The following is a 25,786-nucleotide window of genomic DNA, read 5'->3' as shown; positions in this document are numbered from 1 at the left end:
GGAATGATCGATACCCGCCTGCCGGCCCTGCTGCTGGCGATTGCGTTGCCGCTGGCGCATGCGGTGCTGCTGACGCCCGGCGAGGCCGAAGAGGCCGGCGAGCGGGCCTGCACCGCGCGCCGTGACGGCATGCTCGAATGCGTGGATCTGCCGCCGCCCGCGCCACCGCCGCGCAACGATCCGTCGATCCAGCCGCTGCCGCCGATCGAGTATCCGGGTGAGCAGTTTCCGCCGCCGGTCACCGAAGCGCCGATCCGCCCCGCCCTCGACCCGATCCCCGATCGCCTGGCGCAAGACCGTCTCACCATCGGCTGGGACATCAACTTTGGCACCACCGCGCAGTACTGGGAGATCTGGGACAACGGCACGCTGCGCATGCGCAGCCGCGATTTCACCAGCCGTACCGTGGCCGGCGGCAGCGTCGAGGATGCCACGCCGGTCGGCAGCTCGCGCGTGGTGTCGGTGCAAAGCGGCGTCTACACGTTGGAGGCGCTGGACGAAGGCCGGCACGAGCTGCTGATCCGGCTGTGCAACACCGACCGTGCCGGCAAGCCGGCCTGCACCGACCTGGAGGCGCAGACCTGGGTGGAAGAGGCGCAGATGGATGACGGCGCCGCTGACCCAGAGCTGCCCACCGGCCGGCCCAGTGTGCCGGAACTGGCCTGGCTGCCGCAGGTAAGCACCGGCGAGCCGATCGAGCTTGCCTGGAATGTGTGGTGGGGCACGCCGGGCCGCTATTGGCAGGTGCTGAACGATGGGCGGGTGCAGTACGAATCGACCACCTTCACCGAGTCGGGTGCGTACAGCCAGGCTGGCCGCATCACGCTGGCCGGTCTGCCACGGGGGGTGCACCCACTGTCGGTCAGGCTGTGCAATCAGCTGCAGTGCGCGCAAAGCGCCGTGGTCGATGTGGAAGTGCTGCTGCCCCCCGAAGGCGAACCCAGGCCGCGTGTGACCGTGGCGCCCGCCACACCGGACAGCGTGCTGCTCTCCTGGTCCTTGCCGCAGGCGCAACTGGCAGGTCGGCCGCAGCGCTGGCAGTTGTTTGATGCGCTGGCCGACGAAGCACTGGCCGAACCGCTGGGCAACCTGCGCAGCGATGTACGCACGTGCCAGCAGACCGACCCCGCCACGCCGGGCGTCGCCACCGCAAGCTATTGCGGCGAAACCCGTGTGCCGCTGCATGCCGGCCTTGCCGCGCTGCGGGTACGCGTCTGCCACAACGACGAGGATTGCCTGACCAGCGAGGTCGTATCGCTGCGCCCCGAAGCCACACCAGCGCCGCGGCAGCCCCAGCGGACCGCACCGGCGGCGCTGCCGGCCCAGGCAGCGTCCGAAGTGCCTGAAGCGCAAGGGGCGATCCCTGCCCCGCGCAGTGCGCCCGCGCCGGTGGCGCCTGGGTCAACCAGGCCACCCCAGCCGCGGGGCCGTTTCGTGCTGCCCGATGAAGTGCTTGATTCGCTGCTCGACGAGCGCGAACTTTCCGCGCCGCAGGGCGGCAAGCGATGAGCGGGCCGGTTCCCGTCTTCGTCTACGGCACGCTCAAGCGCGGTGGCTGGAACCACCGCTGGCTCAACGGCGCGCCGTGCCTGGGCGAGGCAGTTACCGTCGAGTGCTACAGCCTGTATGCGCACCACTATCCATTCCTGGTATGCAGCGAACCGCGCTATCCGGTACGCGGCGAGCTTTACGCGGTGGATGCGGCGACGCTGCGCAACCTGGACGAACTGGAAGGCCACCCGCACGACTATATGCGTCAGCAGATTGCGGTTCACGGCCCGCATGGCCCCATGCAGGCCTGGGCCTATTGCCACGACCGGCCGCAAGGCACGCTGCTGGCCGAAGGGGTGTTCAGCGAGGCGGCCGGCGCCGCTGGACTGCTTTGCGAGCCGGTGCCGCCCGCCGATCCGCGTCGCTCAAGCAGTGGCTGACAACCTGCCAAGCTTAATTGGGAGCTTCAGCGCAGACGCATGGATACCTTGTTTCGTAACAATGTCGATATTGATTGCGCTAGGAATCTGTGAAGTACAGCCGCCAAAGAGGTCCAGAATTACAGGGGCGCTGCCACCTCCTGCGCTGTTTGCAACTTTCTTCCGGGCTGATGACCCCACCCGGTCCACCCAAGCAGCCTATTGGGTTCGTCAAGCCAGAAGAGAGGAAATAGAAATGGCGAAACCAGAAATTTATGTCAGCACGGATGTGGAGTCAGATGGCCCCATCCCCGGCCCCCACTCGATGCTGAGCTTCGGGTCAGCCGCCTACCTTGCTGATAAAACCTTGATCGGGACGTTTTCTGCCAATCTCGAAACGCTGCCGGGAGCAACTGGACATCCTGAAACCATGGCGTGGTGGGCACAGAATCAACCCGCATGGGATGCATGCCGTAAGGATTGCCTGCCACCAGAGCAAGCAATGGTCGACTACGTGGCGTGGCTAAAAAAATTGCCGGGCAAACCAGTCTTCGTGGCTTACCCGGCAGGCTTCGATTTCATGTTCGTCTATTGGTACTTGATCCGCTTCGCGGGCGAAAGTCCGTTCTCGCACTCAGCCTTGGACATGAAGACCCTGGCTATGGCTTTGCTCAAGACAGATTATCGAGAAGCGACTAAACGAAACATGCCAAGAGAATGGTTTGATCCGCTGCCCCACAACCATATCGCACTCGATGATGCAATTGAGCAAGGGGCTTTGTTTTGTAACATGCTAAACAGACGTCAGTAGTCCACTCTGCGCATGTCTTTCTTGCCAAAGCTCTCTATTTTTGCGAAGCGTACCCCCGCTGCACGCAGCCTCTCTTTAATAAGAGCGTCCAAGTGCGCTGGAATATTGCTGGCAGTTTCCGCCTCAACCGACAGCCAGTAAGGCAAGTCGTCAAAGCCACTTTCATCTGACAAGGCAACTGTTAGTTGCCCACCACCGACGCTTCCGACGAAATATCTTTCGTCAAGATAGTTACTACTGGTGCGCTCGATGCTGTCCATCACATCAAGCGCACTAAACACACGCTGCGCAAATTCGGCAAGGTCTGCCGACTGCTCATCTGCGCACATAAAATTTATAGTCTGCATGCTTATCTCTTGAATAGGATTGCCACCTCATTAGGAACAGTACCCGGCACAAAAGCCCCAGGTGTCACATCCCGTTTTAACGTGCTGCTCCACGTTTTCGACCAGTCTGCCAAAGCAGGATAGTCAGGCAATATTTTCTTGGGAATTACAAAGCCAGGGATGTTCTTTGAAGTGCTGTAGCCCTGAGTCAGCTTCGCGCTTTCAACAAAAAAATCTATGTCGCTTTGCGGGCCGAAGGTCGTGCCCTTCCTCGGGCTATGCCCTAAGACTGAACTACCTCTCACCCCTACAACAGAGCCATTAATTGCAACCCCGCCTACCTTGTTTGCAACCTGTCTTACCGTATTCGCCTGCTTAACCTTCTGCACTACCTTGGCCGCACCTGGCAATACCAAACCAAGGGCTGCCATCCACCGCGATTCCTCTTCACCGGTCAGTGCGCTTCTTCCTTGAATCAACGTGTATAGCGAAGCAACCTGTCCGACCACTGGGGTCAAGCCAACAGCCACATCCCCAGCCAGCCTACGCGCTTGATTGATTTCCGCCAATGGCCGCCCAAACCGGGTCTGTGCCGCAAACAAGTAGTCTTGCTTGTAGGTACTTAAGGTCTCTGCAAAATACTCCGAATGTTGCTTCTGGGTGGGGGTTGCCACAAAAGCGACCAAAGGCATGCCGTCTGGCGCGTATACCAGCCCCCCGTTCTTGTCGAGCACGCTGCGTTTGTATGCTTGCAGCGTAGCGCTTGCCTCTTCGTCCCAAAGCTTGTCGGTTGCCAACCAACGCGAATCGACCTGTCTTAACGCCTGCTTGAATAGACGAGCCCGATATTCTGGGTTGTTTGGCGCGATCTTGTACAGCATCTCAATTTCACTTGAGTGCAGCATTCGGTTGTACTGCGCCTGGTTATATCCGGCAGCTCCAGCAGTAGTGACATCGACACCAGCCACTGCAGCGGCAACACCGCTTGTCAACTGTGACAGGTAAGGCAGGGTCACTTGGCGCGTTTCGTAGCTGGCGCCAGACAACAGCATTTGCTCGTCAATCCATTCGGTACTCCAGGCGCTGACCGCGCCGCCCAGTGCCCCAGCAGCGATGTCACCGCCGTTGATGCCCGCGACGGCGGCGGCCACCGAACCTGCACACCCTGCAATGGCGGCTGACGATGCTGATGAGGTCGCTGCAGCCCCGATCGCCCCACTGGCTGCAAAATAGGTCACCGCGGTGACCACCACAGCCACGGCCACCATCACGATCTGCCCTATCTTCTGGCAGCGGCTCTTGGGTGATGGCGGCGGGTCGGGCAGCTTGGTGCTCAGATCGCCCACGATGCGCTCGGCACTGTACGGTCGGAAGGTCTGGGTGCTGTTGTAGTAGTTGTTCAGCCAAGAGCGGCGCGGGTTGGCGGGGGCAACCGAGGGTGGTGTGGTGTGTGATCAAAAATGTAGGGGTGCGGGTCTCCCGCGAACACCGACTGGATGCGGGTCAACATGAAGGGCGAAGGCAGGGGGTGGAGTTTTACGCCGGGGCGGCGGGATAGGTCTGGAAGTAGTCCGGAATGTAGTTCACAAAGTAGTTCGAATGTAGGTCAGGAAGTAGGTCAAGCAATCGGTCAAAGCCAGAACAGGCAGGTTCCGCGCGGGTTGATGAGGCCAACCCGCCCTACAAGGCTTCACGAATCCGCCGTACGGGCGTACGGTTTTGCTCGCAGCACGGTCGCAACCATACCAGTTCACGGCAGCCGCGCTGGTTTTCCTCCCCTTTGCCAAGCGCCGAGGGAGTGGAGCGAGACCTGAGGCTCGCGACCGACTTAGGGCAGCCCGGAGGGCTGCAAGGCACGGGGTCGCGTTTTCTTTGGTTCGTTTCTTTTGGCGAGTCAAAAGAAATGAACACGTGGGCGCGGCGGAACGCACATGGGAAACATGGGTGCCGAAGGCACGGAAAACTCAATCCTTCGCCAACCGACCGCAGATAATTCGCCGCAACGCTCTTCGATTCATGGCGGATTGCTTCGCGAATCCGCCGTACGGTCGTCAATGCGGCGCTGATGTTCCCTCACTCCGCTCAAACTCCAATAAATCCTCATAGTCCTCAAAGGTCTTAACCCCCCGGCATTTTAAAAATTTGACTACTTGAGCAACAGCGCCATCATCATCCTCCATCAGATTCCATGACATTCCCATATCGTCAAAGAACTTAACCAGCGGACCAGCACCTCCCGGCGGAATGAAAATATAAAACTGATCAAGTGGAGCATGGCTTAATAAATATTCTTGCACATCAAATTCGCTCACTTTGGCTTCCTCCATTGGTCAATGCCAGTGGCCCGAAAAATCGTGGTTTGATCGGGGCCAGTAATGATTTGAGATACCGGACGCGAAAGCGTCGGATTGCGTGCCCAATAATCATTGAGCACATTAATGTCCGCTCTTGACGGTAACAGGCTATTCAGTCCGTCAGCGTCTACCGGATGGGTATGAACTATGGGACGAACGCCACCAAGTACTGATACGCTAGTTGGCAAGCCGCTTCGCAGAACAAAGTTACGATTTTCGCGGGTAAGCATGAACTCAACGCCGGAATTATCTGAAAACTTCCAAATGTCATTAAATGACACCGTTCGCTGAGTTAAAACAACGCCTTCTCGATCAGGAATAGCCCCTGACTGAAGTAGTTCAGACGTGGTAGATGTGGCTCCCAGCCCTGGTGTGCGCGGCAAGGCGAGCTTAGTAAGGCCAACTTGCTCAACCGCAATTGCGCTGTTTGCAACTCTTACCCTGGCGGCATCAACAACTTCAGCCCGAGCCGATACACGTGACACCAGCTTTGAGGTAGGACGATACACCAACTCCCCAGCAATTGCACCTCTCCTGACTGGCTTTCCTCCTGGAATCAAATCAATCGCATTGGTTGGAATGAATACCGTGGTGCCTGCCACAACAATGGCAGCCACCACTTTCCGATCCGTGCCGCCAGCAACGGCCCAGTCACCCATTCTCTCGTTGAATGCATCAATCTTCTGCTATACCCCAGGGATTGACAATGGTGCAATTCCATCAGTAAACGATTGAAGCGCGCGCCCCGCACTTTTCCCAAGATTGGCCCTAATAGACTTCCCTAGAATGGTCTAATAGTTGTCCTTGATGTAGTCGATTGCGCCTTCAGAGGTAATAACCATTTCATGATAGCGTTGATCCTCGCCAAGCACGGCTGCCACCCCTTCGGGCACCGCTTCTTTACTGGACCAACTTTCTTGTCGGCGATATGCGATCGCGTAGGCCCTACGTAACTCGTCCTCGGAGAATTTTCCATCACTTGCCTTCGCCAAGTCGCGGATGATGCTTGGTTCAAATGCATGAAGTTTGTAATTGTATTCAGCCTGATTGAAACCCGCAGCCCCGGCCGCCGTCACATCCACCCCGGCAATGGCCCCGGCAATCCCGCTCCCTAGCTGGCTAAGATAAGGCAGAACCTGATCGCGGGTATTTTTAGAGACCTCGCCAAGCACCATTTGCCGGTTGAACCATTCGGTACTCCAGGCGCTGACCGCACCGCTCAGTGCGCCAGCGGCGATGTCACCGCCGTTGATGCCCGCACCTGTGGCGGCCAACGAACCCGCACCCCCTGCAATGGCGGCTGACGATGCTGACGAGGCCGCTGCCGCCCCGATCGCCCCACTGGCTGCGCCATAGGTCACCGCGGTGACCACTACAGCCACGGCCACCATCACGATCTGCCCGATCTTCTGGCAGCGGCTCTTGGGTGGTGGTGGCGGGTCGGGCAGCTTGGGGCTCAGATCGCCCACGATGCGCTCGGCACTATACGGCTGGAAGGTCTGGGTACTGTTGTAGTAGTTGTTCAGCCAAGAGCTGCGCGGGTTGGCGGGGGCAACCGAGGGGGGTGTGGTGTGTGATCAAAAATGTAGGGGTGCAGGTCTCCCGGGAACACCACCTGGATGCGGGTCAACATGAAGGGCGAAGGCAGGGGGGGGTTACGCCGGGGCGCTGGGATAGGTCAGGAAGTAGTCCGGAATGTAGTTCAGAAAGGAGTTCGAATGTAGGTCAGGAAGTAGGTCAAGCAATCGGTCAAAACCGAGAACAGGCTGTGGGCAGGATCAGGGCCTGTAAGGTGCGATTGGCCTCGCCGGCCCGTGCCGGGGGACACGGCGAGGCAGAGCAAGGGATGCATGCGGGGAAGGCTTCGGGTTTACACAAGAATCGTGGGCTGTCCCCTGTTGTTGCGTTACGAGCTAGCAGAGAACAGAGGCTTGTCTAGAAAGACCTCGACATGCACTTCCCCGCTACTTCGGTCAACGGTAGCACGGCTAAGCACCCTGGCATCTTGCGGCCGCTCGCCAGCAAGATAGAGTTCGAAAATCCCCGCTGAATCAGTTATTCCAGAGCCAAGAGTTAGGTTTTCAAGCCCTTCACTTGGCTTGGGATAGTCTCGTAAAGCCTCGAACATTGCTTTCTTGGCAATGACTTCCATTTCAGCAAGCTTCAATAGGTTTTTCGTCATTACCATGGTGTCCATCCATTCAGGCTGTCGCCTGCCGGCGTAAATAGACGCCGCTGGCCGAGTGAGTTGAAGATTGCGCCTTGATTGCCGCCCATTGCATCCAGCACAGCTCGGTCTCCGATTGACGAACGCAAAACGCCAGAGTCAAAACCTGGATGAACGTGTGATGACCAACGCCATCCCTGATTGGCTAAATTGGTCGCCATCTTAGGGCTGATAGGCACAGAGCCAGCATCGCCGCGAATAATTAATCGACGACCGCCGGTAGAAAACATGGCGAATTCATCACCAGTGGCTGCAGTTAAAGCAGCCAAATCATTCTGACCAAACGCCTTGTTGGTGATTGTCCACGAATCCTAATCCGAGAGTTGCTCAAGAACAGTTGTCTGCCGGGTATTTAAAGTACCAATACCACGAGCAATAGCAGCCGGATTGCCATTTGCAGGATTAGCTGCGATCGTCAACCCACTGTTTGCAACAAACCCCCGCTCCCAAATTGATGCCACCTTACTGCCAACCCACCGGCCTCCGTTTACCAATGTCTGCTCAAAAGGTGCTGCCAAGCCTACCGCATCAATAAAGGTCAATGACGAATGCGCAGTTATATTCAAACCTGCCAACACCCTGTCGTCCATATTATCAGCACGGTTGAACTCTGCAGCATGGTAGCCAATCTTTGTCCCACCTGCTACTACGCGGGAAGGTGTATTGACAACGACCTCGGCGATCATGTCTGCCGCTGCAGGCAGCAAGTATGCTGTACCTTTTGCTGTATTCTTTACCACCCCCAGCCAATCGCCATTCCCTCTGGCTTGGTCAGCTGCACTGGTCACTTCCAGGTAACGATCTCTAAAGTAATGCGGTGTATCCACATGCAGTTGTTCTGCGAGCCGCTCCCCGGAAACGCGGTTATCTGCATAGGCAGGCTGCGCCTCAATTGATTTGGCAACTACGCCTCCCATCTCCCTGAGTTGCTGTTTCACCTTATGTAGACTTGCCTGAATTGGCCTAGGGTCTGATAGAAGATCCAGCAAGTTCATCTTGTTCAGGGTTGCAGCCACTTGCTGCTTGGCGGTGGGCTTGCTGGCTCGCGCTCCGGTGCGCGGGATACTGGCTGGGTTCACCACAGGCCGATTGAAGTCGGGATTCATTGCTTCAGCATCAATCGGGTTCCACCCCTCGCCAAATACGCTGCGCACATCCATCATAGTCCCTAAATTGCGTGGCCCAGCATTGATCGCCATTTCAGCAGCTCCGGCACTGAGCGGCCCATAGCCCATCTCCATTGCCCTGCATTGCGCATCAGTCAGGCTGCTTGCTCCTACCTGTTCGCCCACACCATTGGTCAAGGTAAACGCCTCGACCTCCGGCTTCGGCTCAGCCACGCCAGCCACGCGTGTATTGCGTGCCAGAGCACCAACCAGCTCATCGCCTGAGCCCACCGGCGCCATGATTGCGGCTGTAGCCATGCTCAGCTGAACTTTTCCTGTATGCCAGTCAGCGCGTTTGCACCCTGCATTGCCATATTGCCGACCGTGCCATTCAAGAGCATACCCATCGTGGAATTGGTGACGCCCATGGCACCGGCCACACCACCTAGTGCATTGAAGCTGGGGGCCATGCCGGAACCAAAGGGACCGCTGATGCCGCACTGTCCCAGGCGGCTTCGAATGCTGCAGTCTGTGCCGCCTGCGCCGAGCTGCCTATGACGCCTATTCTTTCCCGATCCCGGTGCAGGCGGACCCCGTCAACTGGACGGGGCATCGATCCGGCGGAATGCATCCCAATAAGGCGGATCGCCGATCGCCTGCCGCAGGCAGTCGACCAGGGCGCGCAGCTTGGCTGACGCCCGGCGTCCGACGGGGCTTGCGACGTAGAGGGATTCGGGGGCCGGCAGGGCGCCGACGTCGATGCGGTGCAGGCTGCCGGCAAGCAGTGCGTCGCCGACGATGAAGCTGGGCAGCAGTGCGATGCCCAGCCCGGCAATGGCGGCGTCGCGGCTCAGGTCGCCGTTGTTCACCCGCAGCGCCGTGGCCGCCTGCACCGAAACCGGGCCGTCCGGTGCCTGCAGGCGCCAGTCGGCCGCCCCGCGGTTGAGGTAGAAGATGCCGCGATGCCGGCCGAGCGTCTCAAGATCGTGCGGCGTGCCGTGGCGGGCCAGGTAGTCGGGCGAAGCCACCAGCAGGCGCTGGCTGGGGGCGAGGTGCCAGGCCACCAGCCGGCTGTCGTCGAGCACACCATGGCGCACCACTGCGTCGTAGCCGTCGGCGGCGGCGTCGACCCGTCTATCGTCCAGCTCCAGTGTCAGTTCCAGCCGCGGGTGCCGCGCCAGCAGCGGGTAGAGCGCGGGCCCCAGGTGCATGCGTCCGAAGGTGACCGGCGCCGAGATGCGCAGCGGGCCGACCAGTTCGCCGCGTCGTTCGGCCAGCTCACTGGTGGCAGCCTCCACCTCATGCAGGATGCGCGTCGCGCGTTCGAGGAATGCCGCACCGTCCTCGGTCAGGCTGAGCTTGCGTGTCGTACGGTGCAGCAGGCTGGTGCCCAGTGTCTGTTCCAGATCGGCCAGCCGCGCGCTGACCACCGATTTGGACAGACGCAGCCGCCGCGCCGCCGCGCTGATCGAGCGCGATTCGGCCACCGCGACAAAGCCGGCGATTGCATCCAGTTTCAACATTGTTCGGTTTTCCAGGAAGTCAGTTCCATGATTCGCACTCTACTGCGAACAATGGGGCAGGGCCATACTCGGTTCAGGTCAGCGCAGGCCGGCACGCCCGGCGCCTGTTGCGGCCAAAACCGACTTCAACCCTGCCCGATATGCCGTCGTGCTGCCGGGCACCCAATAGGAGCCATTCCATGGAACGCCTTACCGGAAAAATCGCCCTTGTCACCGGAGCCAGCTCCGGCATCGGTCATGCCACGGCCCGCTTGTTTGCCGCTGAAGGGGCCAAGGTCATCGTCGGCGCACGCCGTGCCGCAGAACTGGACCGGCTGGTGGGCGAGATCCACGCCGCCGGCGGCGAAGCGGTGGCATTGGCCGGCGATGTGCGCGACGAGGACTACGCGCAGGCGATGGTCGCACTGGCCGTGGCGCGCTACGGCCGGCTGGATATCGCGTTCAACAACGCCGGGGTGCTGGGCGAGCTGGGGCCGGGCATCGATGTCTCGCGGGCCGGCTGGGAAGAGACGCTGGCGGTCAACCTCACCGGCCCGTTTCTCGGCGCCAAGCACCAGATCGCGCAGATGCTGAAGAACGGCGGCGGCTCGGTGATCCTCACCTCCACCGTCGTCGGCCATACCGTGGGTTTGCCGGGCACTGCGGCCTATGCGGCCAGCAAGGCCGGCCTCATCGGGCTGACCCAGGTGCTGGCGGCCGAGTTCGGGCCGCAGGGGGTGCGGGTGAATGCCATCCTGCCCGGCGCGGTCGATACCGACATGCAACGCAGCATGAACAACACCGCTGAATCGCAGGCGTTCGTCACCCGGCTGCACGCGCTCAGGCGCGTCGCCCAGCCGGAGGAGCTGGCGCGCTCGGTGCTGTATCTGGCCTCGGATGACGCCTCGTTCGTCACCGGCACCGCTGCACTGGTGGATGGCGGCGTGTCGGTCACCCGTACCTGAGGCCGGTACGGCAGGGGCCCGGCCACGGCCGGAACGGGCCAGCCTTGAGCGGCGGACAGCACCCGCCGTGGGGGTTGCGCAGGAAGCGGGCGGCGTCCGGAGCGACGCTGAGTCGGCATGGCCCCGCTCGCAGACAGCACCAGGGGGCGGCAACGGCGAGTGCCGTCGAAAGGGTGCTGCCAGCCGCTGCTAGCGGAAGTAGTTGAGTGCGCCGTCCAACCCGACATGGTTGAGCTTGAACGGCGCCTCGGCCTGCACCTTGGGCTTGGCATGACAGGCAATGCCAAAGCCGGCTTCATGCAGCATCGGCAGGTCGTTGGCACCGTCGCCCAGCGCCACCACCTGCTGACGCGCCAGACCCAGTTCGTCGCGATAGCGGATCAGCTCGTCGCGCTTGCGCGCGGCGTCGACGATGTCTTCGTTCAGCCGGCCGGTGAGCTTGCCGTGTTCGACTTCCAGCACGTTGGCAATGGCGCGGCTCAGGTCGAGCCGCGTCTGCAGCCGGTCGGTGAAATAGGTGAAGCCGCCGGAGATCAGCAAGGTGCGTGCGCCGACAGCCTGGAAGCCCTTGAGCATGGCTTCGGCACCGGGCATCAATTGCAGGCGTTCGTCGTAGACCCGCTGCAGCGCGTCGAACTCCAGCCCGGCGAGCAGCGCGACGCGCCGGGTCAGGCTCTGCCGGAAATCCAGCTCGCCGCGCATCGCGGCGGCGGTGATCTCGGCCACCTGCGGCTTGATGCCCATCAGGTCGGCGATCTCGTCGATGCACTCGATGGTGATCAGCGTCGAATCCATGTCCATCACCACCAGGCCGATGTCGGCCAGCCCGAGGTCCTCGGGCACGAAGGCATGGTCGAGCTGGTTGGATTCACAGAAATCGGCCACCGCCTCCTCATTGTCGATCTGCGCACCCAGCAGCTTGAACGCCTGCGGCGTGATCGCCTGGATTTCGTAGGCATCGGACAACCGGGCCAGCTGCTTCAGGTCGGGCGTGGCGATTTCGGGCGCCTGGATGACAAGACGGTACATGGCAGACCGCAATGGTGTTGAAAGAGGCCGCGATTGTAGCAGGCCTGCCGGTGTGCCGGGCCGGCAGCCAGGGGCCGTGCCGCTCAGGCTGGCGCGCGGCGCAGCCCGGCCACGAAGGATGCCCAGTCGGCACGCAGGCTGCCGACCAGCCGTTCGTTCTCGGCACGCTGCCGCGCCGCGGCACCGTCCAGCGCCTGTTGGCGGTAGGCCGCCAGCGGCCCGGCCGGATCGGGCCAGGCGGAAGGATCGGGCGGCGTGTCCAGCACAGTGCGCACCTGCGTCCAGACCGCTTCGCGCCCGGCATCGGACGAGGCCGTGCCCAACGGTGCGAGCGCGTGCCGCAGCGCCGATACCAGTTGCTGGCCGCGGCCCTGGCCTTGCTCCAGCGCGGCCACTTCGGCGTCCAGCGCCCGGGTGCGCGGGCTTGCCGGATCACCGTGCTGCCGCTGCAATTGCGCGCTCGCCCGGGTCAGCGACAGCGCTATCTCCTGATATGCGCCCTGTTCCAGCCGCATGTAGTCCTCGGCCGCCGCGGCAAAGCGCGCCCGGTAGTGCTCCGGCACCCATTGCGTAGTGAGATAGGCGAGCTTGGCCGACGCCAGGGCGGTAAAGGCCATGCGTTCCTCGCCGGTCGATTGCGCCTGCTGCGGCAGCGTCGTCGCCTGGGCCACCGCCTCGGACAGATATGCCGCCTGCTGCTGCGGCACTGTGTCGTCCCAGGCCACGTCCAGCAGCAATGGTTGGAACACGGTGCCGCTGTCCATCGATTCGATCGTGAAGCGGCCGGTGGCGGGCGCGCTTTGCTGGGCCAGCCATTCCTGCTGTTGCTTCAGATAGGCTGCGCTGCTGAGGTTGACTTCGAGTGCCGGTGCGGCGGGCGGGCGCGATACGGCGGGCGCCGCCGTGGTGACCGGGGTGGCGGCATCGGGGTCGAGCCGCCTGCCCGCGCGCAGGCGCGCCTGGGTGACCGGGTCCGCCAGCCAATCTTGGTAGCGTTGTATATGGGCTGCCATCACCTTGCTCATGCGCGTCTCCCCGGGCGCGCCCTGCGCGCCGTTCCGGCAGGGCGGGTGCCCTGCGCCTGTGCATGCCCAGATCGGTCGGGCCGGGTGGTTCTTGAACCGGCGCGCCGGATCGGGCAAAGCGGGCAAATCACTGCATGGATGGCCGGTGCAGCCGGGATGGGCGCCGCGCGCTGCTGCCTGCCAGGACCGCTGCGCCGGGTGTGGCCAGCGATGACTACCAGCGCAGCAGCCGCTGTTCCGCCAGTTCGTCCAGCAGGAAGGCGAAATCGGCCGCGGCGCGGCTTTCGGGGGCGAAGCTGAAGATGTCCTCACCGGTGGCGGCTGCCGCACCCAGCACTTCCTGCTCGTGGATGCGCGCGCGCAGCAGTTCCGCGCCGTAGCGCTGCGCCAGCTGGCCCAGCACCTTTTCGGCGGTCACCTGCCCGGAGACGTAGCGGTTGAGCAGATAGCGGCGCGGCAGGCGGCCGCAGAAGCGGGTGAGGCCGGCGAGCGTGCGCTCCAGCAGTGCGGCGCCATTCAGCGCGAGATAGTCCGCGGCGACCGGCACCAGCACCAGGTCGGCGGCGAACAGCGCCGAGAACGCCAGCGGGCCCAGCGTCGGGCTGCAGTCGATCAGGATGGGCACGCCGTTGCCGCTCAGCATCTCGGCGGCGAGCCCCAGCTTCAGTCGCCACACGTGATCGCGGTGGCGGATCACCTGGGTATCGACCTTCGACAACTCCAGGTGCGAGGGGATGAACTGCACACCGCACGGCAGCGGCCGCGCCAGTTCGGTGAGCGGCGCGAGGCCCTGGTAGAAACGCAGCACCGTTTCCTCGGGCCGCGGGCGCAATCCCCACAGCGCGGTGAGATGTGCCTGTGGGTCCAGATCGATCACCAGCGGCTCGGTGCCGTTGCGCGCCAGCGTGGCCGCCAGGTGGGCGGTGACGGTGGTCTTGCCGACGCCGCCCTTCTGATTGAATACCGCGATGATGGTCATCTGTGGATATGCCTGCTCGATGAGCCTGCGACCTTAGTCCAAAACCGCGGGGCAGGAAAGCGCGCCGGTCAGCGCGCCGCAGGGGCAGCGGCGGCTGGCGCGGGGCTCGCGGCCGATGGGGCCGGCGCTGGTGCGGTGGGGGTGCCGGCCGGCGGCGCCGTGGCCGGATTGGGGGCGGCCGGCGCCGGGATCGGCAGCGGTGCGCCGGGCGGGGGCGGGCGGCTGGCTTCGCCGATCGCACTGTGGACGTTGCCACGCCGTTCGCGCTCGGCCTGCATCTGCGCCGCGCGCCGCGCGCCGCGCTCGGCCGGGGTCTGGCCGGTCTCGGCCGCCGGATTGAGCGACGCGCTGCGGATACGCTCGGCCTGTGCCCCGCCGGCCATGCGGTCCAGCGGCAGGTGGTCGGTGCGGAAATTCAGCTCCACCGATGAATTGAGTTCCACGTCGGTATTGATCTCCTCGGTGCGCTGGGTACGCTGCGTGGAGACATAGCTGATGGTGTTCTCCACCTCGGCGCTGGCCCCCCACGGACCCAGGCTGGCGCGGGCGCCGGCCTTGATCCGGTTGTGCAGGCCGAACTGGCTGCCGCGGTCTTCGTTGGCTGCGCTGCGGGTATCGATATGAAAGCGCATCGAGGCGTTGATCCGGCCACTGTCGATCACGATGCGCTGCATGCCCATCATCACCATGGTGGCGAGCATCTGCTGGCGCTGGCGCGCGATCTGGCGGCGGGCCAGCGGCACCAGCTGTTCCGGATTGCTGGCCTCGATCGGCTCGCTGGGTTCCATGCCCAGGCCGGCGCGCAAGGTTTCGGCATCCGGCATGCGGGCGCCGGGCTTCAGGCGCAGCCGGATGTCCTCGATCTCCTCCGGATCAATGGTTTCGCCCGGTTCCAGTTCGGGCTCGTCGTACGCGATCGCCTCGGGAAAACGCTCGGCCAGCCAGCGCCGCACCTGGGCCACCGAATACTGGCTGCGTTCGAACCCGGCCGCCGAGGCCGAGACGTTGTTCAGCAGTTCCACGTACATCTGCATCTGCTGGCTGGTGGAATCGAGCATGGCGCGGAACACGCCCTGCACCAGATCGGTGACGAAGCGGGGGAACGACACCGCGCCCAGCACGCTGCGCGTGGTGTCGGCGATGCGGTCGGTGGCGGCGCCGAAGGCCGGTGCCTCCTGTGCCTGCGCCAGCGGTGCGGGATCGGGCAGGGCCGTGTCGGCGGCGTGCTCCTCGGCGATCAGTTCGGCTGCGAGCGACGAGACCTTGACCATGGCCTGCGCCAGCGCACGGCGTGCGCCGGGGTCCAGCGCCTGATACCCGGGTGCCTGTTCGAGCACGCCGCGCACCGCCTGGCGCAACCATGCGGGCGGGGAGGACGCGGGCGCCGCGGCAGGCGCCGTGGCGGACGCGCTCATGACGATGCCGGCAGGCTGCCCCAGGCCATCAGCCAGCGCTGTGCGGCGCCGAACAAGGGCCGCACTGCCGCCTGGCCGGCCTGCGGCCCGCCGTCGCCGGCGTCGGGCCGCGCCAGCCAACGCAACAGCTCGATGCCGGCCGCCCCCAGTTCGGCGTACTGGCGCGCCTCGTGCTCGCTGCGCTCGCCGCCGACAGCCAGCAGGCCCCACAGGCTGCGTACCGAGAACGCCTGCAGCAGCGCGGGGTCGCGCAGGAAGAGGGCGGCTTCGCGCACCGTGTCCAGCACGTCGCGCGCGGTGAACGCTACCATGCCGCCCAGGCGGGTGAACAGCAGCTCGCGCAGGGCGCGGACCGCCAGCCTGAGGCCGACATCCTCGCGCACGTCCATCGTATCGCCGTTGTCCGCCAGCGCCAGGATGGCCTCGCACAGCCGCTGCATCCTGGGGTAGAACACCTGGGCTTCGAACACCTGCCCGAACAGGGCGCGGCGCTCGGTTTCGTTGAGCCGTTCCCGCCGCGTGCGCCAGAAACGATGCAGCGCGGTGGCCGCTTCGCCCGGTGGTGGCGCGACGGCGCCGCTGGCAAACAGCCCGGCGACCTTCTCGGCGGTGGCGAGCAGCCCCGCGCGCTCCAGCTCGTGTGCCAGATACAGCGGCGCGAGCGGGTCAAGTTGCGTCAGTTCGCCCCGGCCGGGCGCGGCGTCGGGCAGGCCGATCTCGCCCAGCTCGGCCTGCGCCAGCGCCAGCTCGTGCGCCTGCAGCGATGCCAGCGCCAGGCTCAGTGCCGCCTGCAGCAGATGTTCGCTGTAGGGCAGGGCCGGTCGGGTGGGCGGTGCCAACACATCCATCGCCGCGCTCCTCAGGTCGCCGGCTGGTCCGCGGGCGCGGCCTGGGCGGGTTGACGCGGCCTCGCCGCAGCGTTGGGATCGTACGGCGTGGCGTTGCCCTGGATCGAGGCGATCATCGCCGGCGAGGCGAGCTTCTCCATCGGGAAGTAGTCCGACTTGAAGTTGACGCGCACCTCGCCGGTGAGCTTGGCCTTCATCTCGGCCTTGGATTCACTGGTTTCGTCAACCGACGACGACACCGTGGTCATGTGGCGCTGCTCGTTGGTATTGGCGGTCGCGCCGCCGCCCCAGCCAAAGAACGCACCGGCGACCGTGGTGTTCTTGTTGCGGCTCGATTTGCTGTCGTAGAGCGCGGCGCGCGCATCACGCCGGGCCTCGTCCGAGCTGCGGAAGTCGAACACCACCTTGGCGTTGATCAGGCCGTCGGTGACCACGATGCGACTGATGCCCAGCACCACCATCGACGCCAGCAACTGCTGGCGGCTCCGGGCCATCTGCAGCCGCGCCGCCTGCACCAGCCGGCCTTCCTGCTCGGGGTCGGACAGGTCGGTCACCGGCTTGGCCAGGCTCATCTCCTGGCTGACACGCCGCAGAAAGCCTTCCTCGTCCTCCGCCTGCAGCGCCAGCATCGGGTTGCCGGTCTCGCCCGCGCCCGATTCGTCAAGCCCCAGCTCGCCGGGGAACTTGTCCACCAGCCAGTCGCGCGCATTGTTGAGCGAGATGTTGTCCTGGGCGAACTGGTCCACGGTCTGCGCCACCGATTTGAGCATCTCGGCATAGGCGTTCATCTGCTGGATCGATGCGGTGACGATGGCCTGGAACACGTTCTGGATCAGCCCGCCGACGAATTGCGGGAAATCGACCGAGCCGATGAACTTGCTGAACTGTTCGCCGCCCTCGCGCATCGCGCCGGCCTCGAAATCCTTGCCGGCGAAGGTGCCGACCTTGTCCGACGCCTTGTGCTTGGCGTTGTCCACTGCATCCTGCGCATGTGCCAGCACACTCCGGCCCGGCGTCAGCTCCTCCTTGGCCAGGCCCTGCGGGTTGCTCATGTAGGCGGCCACGCGGACCATGTTGCGGGCGATGTCGCGCTGCTCGTCGGCCGAGAGCGCCTGAAAGCCGGGCGATTGCTGCAGCAGCTGCCGTACTTGCGGGCGCACCGCCGCCAGGGTCTCGTCGTCGAGCCAGGCCGGATCGCCGGCAGCAAGGGAGGAGGGCGCGTTCATGATCGTTCTGCCCGCTCAGGCGGCCGGTGCCGCAGGGTTGGCCGGGGCCGGGGCGGCCGGGCGGTTGACGATGTTCTTGACCATGCCCGGCTGCGCGTTGCCCTGGATGGCGGCAATGGCCTCGGGATTGGCGAGTTTCTCCAGCGGCAGGTAGTCGCTCTTGAAGTTGACCTCCACCACGCCGGCGAGCGAGGCCTTGGTGGTGAGGCTGGCATCGATCGAGGTCTGCGACGCCGAGGCAAGCTTGAGCACCGGCTGCGAGGTGTGCTTGTACTCACCCTTGGAGTAGTAGTTCGAATCGCGGCTGCCGCCCTGGTAGCTGCCGTCCGCGCCGCGACTGGCGCCCTGGCGCGAGCTGGATCCTTCACCTTCGTAGGTGCCGCTGCTGGTGGAGACGTACTGGTCGCCGTAGTCGAACTGCTGCGCGCTCTTGCGGAACTGCATGTTGTCGCGCGCCTGGAAGTCGTACATCACCTTGGCCTGGATCTTGCCGTCGGTGACCACGATACGGTTGATCCCGAGCATGATGGTGGTGGCCAGGAGTTGCTGCCGGCTGCTGGCCAACTGGGTGCGCGCGGCCGGCACCAGCACCGATTCCACCAGCGCGTCGTCCAGCCGGTTCAGCGGTTGTTCCAGCGGCAGCGACTGGTTGATGCGCGCCATGGCGGTGCGCTCGTCCACGCCTTCGCGCACCCGTACCCGCGGCCCCCGCCGGGCGCCGCTGTCGCTGCCGAAATCCGCGCCGAAGTCGCCGGTATCCATCGTCAGCTCGAACACGTCGGGGAACTGCTCGATCAGATGGTCACGCCCCTGGTTCTGCGTGGTGTTGTCGTCGCGGAACTGGTTGAGGCTCTTCGACACGTCGGCCACCAGTTTGGCATACGCCTCCATCTGCTGGATCGAGCTGGTGACGATGGAATGGAACACGCCGTCGATCAGCCCGGAGACGAACTCGGGGAAGTTGACCGCCTCCAGCAAGGCGCCGGCGACCGCCGCGCCCTCGCGCGCGCTCTGGGCGGTGAACACCCCCTCGTCGCTGTTGTTGCGGTTGGCGGTCAGCCGCCGTCCGCCGCCCTCTTCGGCCAGTGCCCGTATCGGCGCACTCTGCTGATCGGCACCGACGCGCACGCCGTCCGGCTCGGCCAGATACGTGCCGATCTGCACCAGGTCATTGGCAAGCTGGCGGCGCCTGTCCTCGTCCAGCGCGTTGAACGCCTGGCTCTTGGACAGCAGATCGCGCACGGCCAGTCGCGTGGCATCCAGGTTTTCCTTGCTGACGGTGGCAGCCATGATGGTCTCCCGGCGCTCAGGCCAAGGCCGCGTTGCGGCCTTCCTCGATGACATCGCGCATCTCGAACTCGATCGGCCGCACGTAGAGGCTGATGCGGGCCTGCGCCTTGGGCGTGACGCGCACGCTCAACACCGAGAAGTGGCCCGGTTCGTTCAGGTCGCCCATGCCGAAGGCGGTCAGCCAGCGCTCCATGGCCGCCAACTGCCGTGGCCGCTCGGCGAGCCCAAGGCGCAGCAGATCAAGGAAACGGCTCGGCAGATCGGGCAGCGCGGCGAGCAGGATCTCCAGCTTCAGTTCCACCCCGTCCTGCCCCTGGCGCAGGCCCAGCAGCACGCCGCCGTGCGGCAGTTCGAAGCGCCCGCCGAGTGCCACGCCGACCACCCGCATCAGGCTGGGCAGCTGGTGGCCGATGCCGAGCCGGTTCATCAACGGGCCGAGCGCGGAGACCGTGAGCGGGCCGCGGTGCATGAAGGTGACCCGCTGGCTGCCCAGCTCGCGCTTGCAGCCGATCGAGGTGAAGATGGGGAACAGGCTCGGCATCTCGCCCATCACCAGCTGGGTGAGCCGGGCGAGTTCGGGCGCCAGCGCGTTGATCTGCGAGGGCGTCAGCTCGTAGTAGATCTTGGCGGCGTAGAGGCCGTCTTCGTCGAAGGCACTGCCGAACCAGGCGCCGTAGGACATCCACCCCAGGCCGTTCATGCCGCGCCATTCCTCGCTGCGCTGGTCGAACCAGCGCAGGGCATGGTTGCCGAAGCACGGCGCGATCAGCCGGCGCATCTCGCGCGTGGCCTCGTCGCGGCGCGCCACCGGCGGCGCGTTGGGCCCCAGCGGTTCGATGGTGAAGCGCAGCGCGTTGGGCTCGGTCTCGGAGAACGAGGGCTCGAACGGCACCGCGCCCGGGGTGAGCGCGTTGTCGGCGTACGAAAGATCGTCCTCGGGCAGGCTGAAGCTGCGGTCGATCAGCCCGTTCACGTAGGCGAGTGGGCTCTTCACGCCCAGGCGGCTGGAGGCCTGGACGAGCGAATGTTTCACATAGTCGGCCATGGGGCGTTTGCCGTTGGGCATGATGGTTCTCCTGGTGAGGTCCACGACTTGGGGGGATTGAAACCCCAGGTCTTGAATCACAGCGGGTACAGAGAACTCAGAGCGCCACAGTGGAAAACAAGAGAAGAAAAGACCCGCTGTCCCTTGCTCCACGTTCTCTGTGTGCCTGCAGAACCGGGGTTCTCCCCGGTCCTGCCCGGTGCTCTTAGTGTTCCCTGTGCTTCAAGTTCCGGGTTTCCCCTGCAATCCGGGACGTGCGGTTCACATTCCCGGCAACGAAATCCCGACGCTGTCGAGCACGTCGCGCGCCGCCTGCGGCATCTCGATCGGCTTGCTGGTGATCACCGGCGACTCGATCGGCTGCGAATACTGCTCGATGCTCTGGTCCTGCACGCCGCCGACGGCCAGCCACTGCTCGCAGGCGTTCACCAGATCCCAGTCGCTCGGGTCGACCAACGGCCGCTCGCTGCCCAGTGCGCGCAGCTGCGGGTTGGTCAGTGCCTCGATCGAGATCACCTCCATGCCGAAGCGGCCCGACAGGCGCTGGTGGTTCTTGGCCAGCCAGCGCACGACGATGGCGCCGGCGTTGGCCTGCACCCGGTAGCGGTAGGTGTTGCGCGGTCCGCCCAGGTAGTTGGCGTTCACCTGGTCGATCACCTGCCACATGTCGCGCGCGCCGAAGGCGCCGCGCACCTCGGCGTCGGACAGCACATCGCGGAACTCCAGGATGCTCTGCTGCAGCTCGGTCGCAGCGAAGTAGGCGATGCCGTAGCCATGCAGCGACAGGTTGGCCGCAAGGTCGCGCGCCGCCTTGCGCACCTGCTCCTGCGACACCGCCATCGGCACGTTCTGCCGCAGCAGCTTTTCCACCGAGATCTGGCGGGCAAAGTTGGAGACCGCCGAGACGAAGCGCAGCCACAGCTCGTTGAACTCCCGGTTGGGCATGCTGCCATTGGGATCGCCCCCGGGCGCGCCGAAGGCCCGCATGTAGAGGTCGCGCCGCTCGGCCTCGGTGATGCGCTCGCCAGCGGTCTTGTAGTAGCGGAACAGATAGTCGCCGGCCTTGCCGCGGCCCAGCGGCAGCAGGCCCTGGCGGAACAGTTCGACGATGCGTTCGACCACCTGGAACAGCCGTGCCTCTTCCAGCATGTAGCTGAAGTAGATGGCCTGCACCGCGTGCAGGTTTTCCTGCACGATCTCCACATCCACCGAATCCTCCAGATCCGGCAGCGCGATCTCCAGCGACGACGGCGGGCCGCCGGCCAGCACGCCGGTCAACGCGTCGAACCCCGCTTCGATGCGGCTGGCGAGCCAGGGATCATTGGCGGTGATGCGGTCGGCGGCGAGCTTGCGCACCACGCCGGCCACGCTCCGGGCCGACAGCGCGGCCACCTCGTCGTAGCGGCCGGGCACATAGTCCGTGCTGTTGCCGATCTCGCCGGTATCCGCATCGCGCCGGTCCGAGATGCGATCGTCGGGCCGGATGCAGCCGACGATGGCCTCGTTGACCAGCTGCTGGCGGATCTGGCTGTCCAGTCCCACCAGATGCTGCGAGGACAGCCGGCGGAACACCGCCTGGAACAGCGCGGCGTGTTCGCGGTACTCGCCCTGCGCCTGCGTCACCCTGGCGCGAAAGCCGGGGCGGTCCGGTTCGGTGTAGTTGTCCAGCAGCAGCAGGCCGCACACGCCGGCGATCTCCTGCTCGCCGGCATCCAGCCCTTGTTTGTCGCCGGGCAGTCCCAGCTGCGAGCCCATCAGTCCGTGCTTGTGCAGGTAGGGCGGGTTGTAGCCCTCCAGCTTGATCACGTCGCGCTGGTGCAGCGTGGCCACCACATGGCGGTAGAACGGGTCGAGCACCACGTCGCCGTCGAGCAGCCGGGCCAGCCGGTCGCGCTCGCGCTGCTGTGCCGCGGTGAGTCCGCCGCTCTTTTCCTTGGTGTCGTCCAGGGTATTGAGGCGCTGCAGCACCTCGGCCAGCTCAAGCCGCTTGCGGTGGTCGCGTTCACTCAGGTCTACCAGCAGGATGCGTTTCATGGATGTGCCTCCAAACGGATTGTTGTCCTTCCGGAGGTTGCCGCCTCCGCTTGCCTTGGCCTTGTTGCCGGCCCCGCCTGTGGCGGCTTTCCTGGCCGCCGCCGTATCGCCCGGTGTTGCCGCCGGTGCGCCGGGTGCCGGTTTGAGGCCGGGCGGCGCGAGCCCGGGCGCGGGCTTGGCGCCTTTGGGCTGATCCGGGATGGCCGGCGTCGGATCGTGCTTGGGCGCCGGCGCGGGGGTGTGCTGTTCTGCCATATGTGCTCCTTGCGGCCTGTGCGCCGTTCAGTCGTCTCCCAAAAGCTCGTCCAGCCGCTCGTCGAGCAATTGCAATGCCGCCAGCGCATCGAGCACGCCGGCGCCGCAGCCTTCCACGCCTGGCGCAGCGAACGGCCGGGCGGACTGCATCAGGATGTCGCGCGCCAGCGCCGGGGTGAGCGCGAGTGCCCGCCGTTGGGCATAGCTCGCCATCAGCGCGCACACGGCCGACACGAACGGCGCGGCGAAGCTGGTGCCGGTGGCCTGCTGGTAGCCGGCAAGGCCGCAGGTCCAAACGCGCTGCCCCGGCGCGCACAGCGCCACATGCGCGCCGCGGGTGGAAAAGCGGGCCGGCTGCAGCGCATCGTCGACCGCGCCGACCGCGATCACGCCGTCGTGTGCGGCCGGGTAGTAACGTTCGTCCTTGCCCGAGTTGCCGCTGGCGGCCACCAGGATCACGCCGCGCGACAGCGCGTAGCGCACCACTTCCTCGTGCGGACGCTCGTGGGTGAACAGCAGCGCGCCCTCGGCCGTGCCGAAGCTCATGTTGATCACCTTGGCGCCCAGGTCGATCAGCCGCTTCATGCCGGCATCGATATTGGAAAGCGCGCCGATGCCCACCCGCTTGGCCCCCTGTTGCGCGGCGCCCAGCACCCGCACCGGGGTCAGCCCGCACAGGCCGGCGCCGCCGGGGGGCAGGGTCGGGCCGCAGGCGGCGAGGATGCCGGCGCAACCGGTGCCATGGCCCACTTCGTCCAGCGGATCGTCGTCGCGCCCGCTATGGTCGCCCACCAGCGTGAGCGCGCCCATCAGGCCGGCTTCCAGGTCCACCGTGTCAAAGCCGCGGCGCAGGCTCTGGCCCAGTTCGCCCCCGCCCAGCACGCCCGAGTCGGCCAGCCCGACGATGACCGCCGGATCGCCCGGCTCGAAGCCGAGCGCTTCGGGCAACCGCACCAGTTGGCGCGGTTGCCACGCGGCCGCCTCGTCCAGTGCCGGGGCGGTGGCGGGCGTCAGGTCGAACGGCGTGCCGGCCAGCCGGTCCGGCCGCACCGCCTCCACGCTTGCAAGCTGCGCCAGCGCATCGAGCAGTGTGGGCACGCCGGCGTCGTCGGCCACCGTGATGCGCAGTACGCGTGCCACGCCGCTGAGCTGCTCGACGTCGTCGTAGCGGCGCGCGCCGGACACGTCGGGACGCGCGTCGTGCGGCAGGCGCGCGTTGTGCAGCCGCGTGGCACGGGCGCCGCCGCCGTGGTGGCGCAGCAGCCGGTCGATCGGGCCACCATCGATATGCTCGGCCGGGGCCACGCCGTAGCGCCGGCACGCCAGCAGGCTGGGCAGGTGTCCGGGCAGCTCGCCCAACCGGAGCGTCACCAGCAGACGGCGGGGGGCGCGCAGCATGGCCATCATGCGTCTCCGGCGCGCGGCGCCAGTGAGCCCACGCTGCCAGCCTCCAGCAGCACCCGGCCCAGTTCGCCGTCGCCGAAGTCGATCTCGGCCTCGCAGCCCAGCTGGCCGGCCAGCGGTGCCAGCACCAGGCTGCCGTCCTGGGCTTCGACCACCGGTACCATGCCACCGGCGGCACGGACCTTGGGCAGCATGCCGGCGCGCAGCAGTGGGCTGGTCAGATGCACGCGGGTATCGGGCCGGGCCGCATCGATGGGGGCTTCCACACGGGTGACGCGCGGTGCGGCGGCGGTCATCAGCGCCTGCTGCAGCCGGTTCACCGGCAGGCGCGCGAGCCGGGCGATCACGTCGGCGCCGGCGGTCCTGCGCAATTCGGAGAGCTGCTGCACGTTGCGCACGCCGATGCGTTCCAGCCGGCGCTGCAGTTCCTCGCTGTCCTTGTCGTCGCCGAACGCCTCGCGCAGCGACAGCCTGGGGTCCTCCGGTTTGAAGTCGATCGCGTTCTCTTCGATCATCGGCTTGGTGATGGTGGTGAGCGCGAGCTTGATGGTGCTGGCCTCGCTGTCGCCGGGCCCGGCCGGGCGCACATAGAGGTCGTCGTCGACCATCTGCACAAAGGCGCGCAGGTCGAGCGACACCTCCTTGACCGCGAAGGTGAGCGGCAGCTTGCCGACGCGCGCCTTGAGCGCCATCGCCGCCTGCGCCTTGTCCAGCTGTTCGGTCAGCGCCTGGATGAACAGGTCGAACGGGACACCGCTGTCCTGCACCAGCGGCGGGATGCCGGCGTTCATGGCAGCGTCTCCACCGGGGTTTCGGACCAGGTGAGCGTCAGCCGCGACGGTTGCGCCAACCATCCGGCATCCGCCAGATTGCGCAACACGTCGGCCTGCAGCACCACGCCGCCATCGCGGAACACCGCACGCACCTCCATCGGCAACGCCATCTGCGCATCGACAAGGCGCACGCCGGTGTGCCAGCGTTGGCTGGCGGCGGTCATGCCCTCATGCAGGTCGAGCAGCACGTCGGCAAGGTCGCGCAGCATCACGCACCTCCACCCTGGTCAGGCGCTGCCGGCGCGGGCGGGACGGCAGCGGCAGGCGCCGGCGCCTGCTGCTGCATGCCCGGCAGGTTGCGCTGCACCAGTGCGATCCTGGCCATGTCCGCCAGCTTGTCCAGCGGCAGCGTCTCGCTGACGAAGTTGAGCCGCACCTCGCCAAAGAGGTCGGCACGCAGGTTGGTGTCGTTCTGCGCGTTCACCGCCAGCGTCGACACCATGGTGTTGCCGGTGGCGTAGGTCTGGCTGCCGCGCTGGCCCCAGCCCTGCGCCTGCTGCGCCGGATCGCTGCCGGCGGCGTAGCCGACCTTGGCCACGTCGGATGCGGCGGCGCGGAACATCACCTTGGCGGTGATCGAGCCATCCTTCACCGCCACGCGGTTCAATCCCAGCGTGACCATCGCCGCCAGCAGCTGCTGGCGCTCGCCGCCGACCTTGAGCCGCACCTGCGGCAGCACCTGCGTCTCCAGCAGTTCGCTGGTCAATTCCTCGTTCTGGATGCCGTAATCGGCCAGCCACGCCGGCATCAATCCTTCCGCGCGCGGCACCAGTCGCGGCTCGGGCTGCTCGGGGGTGGGCAACTGCAGCGTCACCTCGCCCGGATGGCGCTGGGCCAGCCAATCGCGGGCCTGGTTGGGGGTGACGTTCTCCTCGGTGAACTGGTCCACCGTCTTGGCCACCGCGGCGACCAGGCTGGCGTAGCTCTCCATCTGCCGGATAGACGCGTCGACGATGGCGTCGAAGGTGCCGTTGACCAACTGCGACACGAACCCCGGGAAATCCACCTCGTTGACCAGTGCGCCGGTGCGCTGCGCCAGTGTCTCGGTCGCCGCCGGCTTGGGCGCCGGGGCGGGCACCGGTGCGGCGGCGGGCGCTGCCGGTTGTGTGGCGGTGCCGGGCATGCCCGGCAGCGGCCGCACGGCGAGGCCTTCGCTGTAGCCGATGACGGGCGGTGGTGGGGGCAGTGGGGTGGCCATACCG

Annotated in this window: 27 protein-coding genes; 4 read left to right on the top strand and 23 right to left on the bottom strand. The window is 65.4% G+C overall.

Annotation, left to right across the window (positions count from 1 at the left end):
- The first annotated feature begins 3 nt into the window (after positions 1 to 3).
- The 3 genes from N8I74_RS14545 to N8I74_RS14535 all read left to right on the top strand — a co-directional run bounded on the left by N8I74_RS14545 (position 4) and on the right by N8I74_RS14535 (position 2,721).
- Positions 4 to 1,509, top strand: coding sequence for a chitinase N-terminal domain-containing protein (locus N8I74_RS14545; RefSeq protein ID WP_263123828.1), 1,506 nt, complete (start codon positions 4 to 6; stop codon positions 1,507 to 1,509).
- The gene (locus N8I74_RS14540; RefSeq protein ID WP_263123827.1) at positions 1,506 to 1,931 is read left to right on the top strand and encodes a gamma-glutamylcyclotransferase family protein; all 426 of its coding nucleotides are present in this window, start codon (positions 1,506 to 1,508) and stop codon (positions 1,929 to 1,931) included. The genes N8I74_RS14545 and N8I74_RS14540 overlap by 4 nt, the downstream gene beginning before the upstream one ends.
- A 235-nt stretch (positions 1,932 to 2,166) precedes the next feature.
- Entirely contained in the window at positions 2,167 to 2,721 is a 555-nt protein-coding gene (locus N8I74_RS14535) for a 3'-5' exonuclease family protein (RefSeq protein ID WP_263123826.1), read from the top strand.
- Here N8I74_RS14535 and N8I74_RS14530 read toward each other — a convergent pair.
- From N8I74_RS14530 to N8I74_RS14485, 10 genes are all read right to left on the bottom strand, one after another.
- Positions 2,715 to 3,068: a hypothetical protein gene (locus N8I74_RS14530; RefSeq protein WP_263123825.1), complete on the bottom strand. Its 354-nt coding sequence runs from the start codon at positions 3,066 to 3,068 to the stop codon at positions 2,715 to 2,717. The genes N8I74_RS14535 and N8I74_RS14530 overlap by 7 nt on opposite strands.
- Positions 3,069 to 3,070: 2 nt before the next feature.
- Positions 3,071 to 4,393, bottom strand: coding sequence for a pre-toxin TG domain-containing protein (locus tag N8I74_RS14525; protein ID WP_263123824.1), 1,323 nt, complete (start codon positions 4,391 to 4,393; stop codon positions 3,071 to 3,073).
- Positions 4,394 to 5,098: 705 nt separating this feature from the next.
- Positions 5,099 to 5,359 carry a hypothetical protein gene (locus N8I74_RS14520; RefSeq protein WP_263123823.1) on the bottom strand — a complete coding sequence of 87 codons (261 nt, stop codon included), beginning with the start codon at positions 5,357 to 5,359 and terminating at the stop codon, positions 5,099 to 5,101.
- Entirely contained in the window at positions 5,356 to 6,060 is a 705-nt protein-coding gene (locus N8I74_RS14515) for a hypothetical protein (RefSeq protein WP_263123822.1), read from the bottom strand. Before N8I74_RS14515 ends, N8I74_RS14520 begins: the two co-directional genes overlap by 4 nt.
- A gap of 132 nt (positions 6,061 to 6,192) precedes the next feature.
- A complete protein-coding gene (locus N8I74_RS14510) occupies positions 6,193 to 6,870 on the bottom strand; it encodes a hypothetical protein (RefSeq protein WP_263123821.1) in 678 nt (225 codons plus the stop codon).
- Positions 6,871 to 7,307: 437 nt separating this feature from the next.
- Positions 7,308 to 7,589: a hypothetical protein gene (locus N8I74_RS14505; RefSeq protein ID WP_263123820.1), complete on the bottom strand. Its 282-nt coding sequence runs from the start codon at positions 7,587 to 7,589 to the stop codon at positions 7,308 to 7,310.
- On the bottom strand, positions 7,583 to 7,858 hold the full coding sequence (locus N8I74_RS14500) for a hypothetical protein (RefSeq protein ID WP_263123819.1): 276 nt from the start codon (positions 7,856 to 7,858) through the stop codon (positions 7,583 to 7,585). Before N8I74_RS14500 ends, N8I74_RS14505 begins: the two co-directional genes overlap by 7 nt.
- Positions 7,859 to 7,939: 81 nt before the next feature.
- The gene (locus N8I74_RS14495; protein WP_263123818.1) at positions 7,940 to 9,052 is read right to left on the bottom strand and encodes a hypothetical protein; all 1,113 of its coding nucleotides are present in this window, start codon (positions 9,050 to 9,052) and stop codon (positions 7,940 to 7,942) included.
- Positions 9,053 to 9,054: 2 nt separating this feature from the next.
- Positions 9,055 to 9,204, bottom strand: a complete 150-nt coding sequence (locus N8I74_RS14490) for a hypothetical protein (protein WP_263123817.1) — start codon at positions 9,202 to 9,204, stop codon at positions 9,055 to 9,057.
- 126 nt (positions 9,205 to 9,330) lie between these two features.
- Positions 9,331 to 10,257: a LysR family transcriptional regulator gene (locus N8I74_RS14485; RefSeq protein ID WP_263123816.1), complete on the bottom strand. Its 927-nt coding sequence runs from the start codon at positions 10,255 to 10,257 to the stop codon at positions 9,331 to 9,333.
- A gap of 179 nt (positions 10,258 to 10,436) precedes the next feature.
- Between N8I74_RS14485 and N8I74_RS14480 the strand changes: the two genes are divergently transcribed.
- Complete coding sequence (locus N8I74_RS14480) at positions 10,437 to 11,201, top strand: SDR family oxidoreductase (RefSeq protein WP_263123815.1); 765 nt, start codon at positions 10,437 to 10,439, stop codon at positions 11,199 to 11,201.
- Between the two features lie 189 nt (positions 11,202 to 11,390).
- Here the strand turns inward: N8I74_RS14480 and serB are convergent, their stop codons facing one another.
- The 13 genes from serB to N8I74_RS14415 form a co-directional block, all read right to left on the bottom strand.
- A complete protein-coding gene (gene serB, locus N8I74_RS14475) occupies positions 11,391 to 12,230 on the bottom strand; it encodes a phosphoserine phosphatase SerB (RefSeq protein ID WP_263123814.1) in 840 nt (279 codons plus the stop codon).
- Positions 12,231 to 12,313: 83 nt separating this feature from the next.
- Positions 12,314 to 13,255 carry a hypothetical protein gene (locus N8I74_RS14470; RefSeq protein ID WP_263123813.1) on the bottom strand — a complete coding sequence of 314 codons (942 nt, stop codon included), beginning with the start codon at positions 13,253 to 13,255 and terminating at the stop codon, positions 12,314 to 12,316.
- A gap of 214 nt (positions 13,256 to 13,469) precedes the next feature.
- Complete coding sequence (locus N8I74_RS14465) at positions 13,470 to 14,234, bottom strand: ParA family protein (RefSeq protein WP_263123812.1); 765 nt, start codon at positions 14,232 to 14,234, stop codon at positions 13,470 to 13,472.
- Between the two features lie 68 nt (positions 14,235 to 14,302).
- A complete protein-coding gene (locus N8I74_RS14460) occupies positions 14,303 to 15,649 on the bottom strand; it encodes a hypothetical protein (protein ID WP_263123811.1) in 1,347 nt (448 codons plus the stop codon).
- Positions 15,646 to 16,497, bottom strand: coding sequence for a hypothetical protein (locus N8I74_RS14455; RefSeq protein ID WP_263123810.1), 852 nt, complete (start codon positions 16,495 to 16,497; stop codon positions 15,646 to 15,648). Before N8I74_RS14455 ends, N8I74_RS14460 begins: the two co-directional genes overlap by 4 nt.
- 11 nt (positions 16,498 to 16,508) lie before the next feature.
- Positions 16,509 to 17,723: a hypothetical protein gene (locus N8I74_RS14450; protein WP_263123809.1), complete on the bottom strand. Its 1,215-nt coding sequence runs from the start codon at positions 17,721 to 17,723 to the stop codon at positions 16,509 to 16,511.
- Positions 17,724 to 17,738: 15 nt separating this feature from the next.
- A complete protein-coding gene (locus tag N8I74_RS14445; RefSeq protein ID WP_263123808.1) occupies positions 17,739 to 19,013 on the bottom strand; it encodes a hypothetical protein in 1,275 nt (424 codons plus the stop codon).
- Between the two features lie 16 nt (positions 19,014 to 19,029).
- Complete coding sequence (locus N8I74_RS14440) at positions 19,030 to 20,079, bottom strand: hypothetical protein (protein WP_263123807.1); 1,050 nt, start codon at positions 20,077 to 20,079, stop codon at positions 19,030 to 19,032.
- A 240-nt stretch (positions 20,080 to 20,319) separates the two neighbouring features.
- Positions 20,320 to 22,347, bottom strand: coding sequence for a hypothetical protein (locus N8I74_RS14435; protein ID WP_263123806.1), 2,028 nt, complete (start codon positions 22,345 to 22,347; stop codon positions 20,320 to 20,322).
- Between the two features lie 27 nt (positions 22,348 to 22,374).
- On the bottom strand, positions 22,375 to 23,745 hold the full coding sequence (locus N8I74_RS14430) for a S8 family peptidase (RefSeq protein WP_263123805.1): 1,371 nt from the start codon (positions 23,743 to 23,745) through the stop codon (positions 22,375 to 22,377).
- A gap of 5 nt (positions 23,746 to 23,750) precedes the next feature.
- Positions 23,751 to 24,542: a hypothetical protein gene (locus N8I74_RS14425; protein WP_263123804.1), complete on the bottom strand. Its 792-nt coding sequence runs from the start codon at positions 24,540 to 24,542 to the stop codon at positions 23,751 to 23,753.
- Positions 24,539 to 24,793: a hypothetical protein gene (locus N8I74_RS14420; RefSeq protein WP_263123803.1), complete on the bottom strand. Its 255-nt coding sequence runs from the start codon at positions 24,791 to 24,793 to the stop codon at positions 24,539 to 24,541. Before N8I74_RS14420 ends, N8I74_RS14425 begins: the two co-directional genes overlap by 4 nt.
- Positions 24,793 to 25,782, bottom strand: a complete 990-nt coding sequence (locus N8I74_RS14415; protein ID WP_263123802.1) for a hypothetical protein — start codon at positions 25,780 to 25,782, stop codon at positions 24,793 to 24,795. The genes N8I74_RS14420 and N8I74_RS14415 overlap by 1 nt, the downstream gene beginning before the upstream one ends.
- Positions 25,783 to 25,786: the final 4 nt, after the last annotated feature.

The sequence above is a fragment of the Chitiniphilus purpureus genome (genome assembly GCF_025642115.1).
Classification (GTDB): domain Bacteria; phylum Pseudomonadota; class Gammaproteobacteria; order Burkholderiales; family Chitinibacteraceae; genus Chitiniphilus; species Chitiniphilus purpureus.
Note: the sequence above shows the minus strand (reverse complement) of the source record. Positions and strands in the feature narration are given on the sequence as shown.

Coding starts and splice junctions, on each gene's coding strand:
- N8I74_RS14545 (WP_263123828.1), top strand. CDS start 4: ATGATCGATACCCGCCTGCCGGCCCTGCTGCTGGCGATTGCGTTGCCG.
- N8I74_RS14540 (WP_263123827.1), top strand. CDS start 1,506: ATGAGCGGGCCGGTTCCCGTCTTCGTCTACGGCACGCTCAAGCGCGGT.
- N8I74_RS14535 (WP_263123826.1), top strand. CDS start 2,167: ATGGCGAAACCAGAAATTTATGTCAGCACGGATGTGGAGTCAGATGGC.
- N8I74_RS14530 (WP_263123825.1), bottom strand. CDS start 3,068: ATGCAGACTATAAATTTTATGTGCGCAGATGAGCAGTCGGCAGACCTT.
- N8I74_RS14515 (WP_263123822.1), bottom strand. CDS start 6,060: ATGGGTGACTGGGCCGTTGCTGGCGGCACGGATCGGAAAGTGGTGGCT.
- N8I74_RS14505 (WP_263123820.1), bottom strand. CDS start 7,589: ATGGTAATGACGAAAAACCTATTGAAGCTTGCTGAAATGGAAGTCATT.
- N8I74_RS14500 (WP_263123819.1), bottom strand. CDS start 7,858: ATGTTTTCTACCGGCGGTCGTCGATTAATTATTCGCGGCGATGCTGGC.
- N8I74_RS14495 (WP_263123818.1), bottom strand. CDS start 9,052: ATGGCTACAGCCGCAATCATGGCGCCGGTGGGCTCAGGCGATGAGCTG.
- N8I74_RS14490 (WP_263123817.1), bottom strand. CDS start 9,204: ATGGCCCCCAGCTTCAATGCACTAGGTGGTGTGGCCGGTGCCATGGGC.
- N8I74_RS14485 (WP_263123816.1), bottom strand. CDS start 10,257: ATGTTGAAACTGGATGCAATCGCCGGCTTTGTCGCGGTGGCCGAATCG.
- N8I74_RS14480 (WP_263123815.1), top strand. CDS start 10,437: ATGGAACGCCTTACCGGAAAAATCGCCCTTGTCACCGGAGCCAGCTCC.
- serB (WP_263123814.1), bottom strand. CDS start 12,230: ATGTACCGTCTTGTCATCCAGGCGCCCGAAATCGCCACGCCCGACCTG.
- N8I74_RS14470 (WP_263123813.1), bottom strand. CDS start 13,255: ATGAGCAAGGTGATGGCAGCCCATATACAACGCTACCAAGATTGGCTG.
- N8I74_RS14465 (WP_263123812.1), bottom strand. CDS start 14,234: ATGACCATCATCGCGGTATTCAATCAGAAGGGCGGCGTCGGCAAGACC.
- N8I74_RS14460 (WP_263123811.1), bottom strand. CDS start 15,649: ATGAGCGCGTCCGCCACGGCGCCTGCCGCGGCGCCCGCGTCCTCCCCG.
- N8I74_RS14455 (WP_263123810.1), bottom strand. CDS start 16,497: ATGGATGTGTTGGCACCGCCCACCCGACCGGCCCTGCCCTACAGCGAA.
- N8I74_RS14450 (WP_263123809.1), bottom strand. CDS start 17,723: ATGAACGCGCCCTCCTCCCTTGCTGCCGGCGATCCGGCCTGGCTCGAC.
- N8I74_RS14445 (WP_263123808.1), bottom strand. CDS start 19,013: ATGGCTGCCACCGTCAGCAAGGAAAACCTGGATGCCACGCGACTGGCC.
- N8I74_RS14440 (WP_263123807.1), bottom strand. CDS start 20,079: ATGCCCAACGGCAAACGCCCCATGGCCGACTATGTGAAACATTCGCTC.
- N8I74_RS14435 (WP_263123806.1), bottom strand. CDS start 22,347: ATGGCAGAACAGCACACCCCCGCGCCGGCGCCCAAGCACGATCCGACG.
- N8I74_RS14430 (WP_263123805.1), bottom strand. CDS start 23,745: ATGCTGCGCGCCCCCCGCCGTCTGCTGGTGACGCTCCGGTTGGGCGAG.
- N8I74_RS14425 (WP_263123804.1), bottom strand. CDS start 24,542: ATGAACGCCGGCATCCCGCCGCTGGTGCAGGACAGCGGTGTCCCGTTC.
- N8I74_RS14420 (WP_263123803.1), bottom strand. CDS start 24,793: ATGCTGCGCGACCTTGCCGACGTGCTGCTCGACCTGCATGAGGGCATG.
- N8I74_RS14415 (WP_263123802.1), bottom strand. CDS start 25,782: ATGGCCACCCCACTGCCCCCACCACCGCCCGTCATCGGCTACAGCGAA.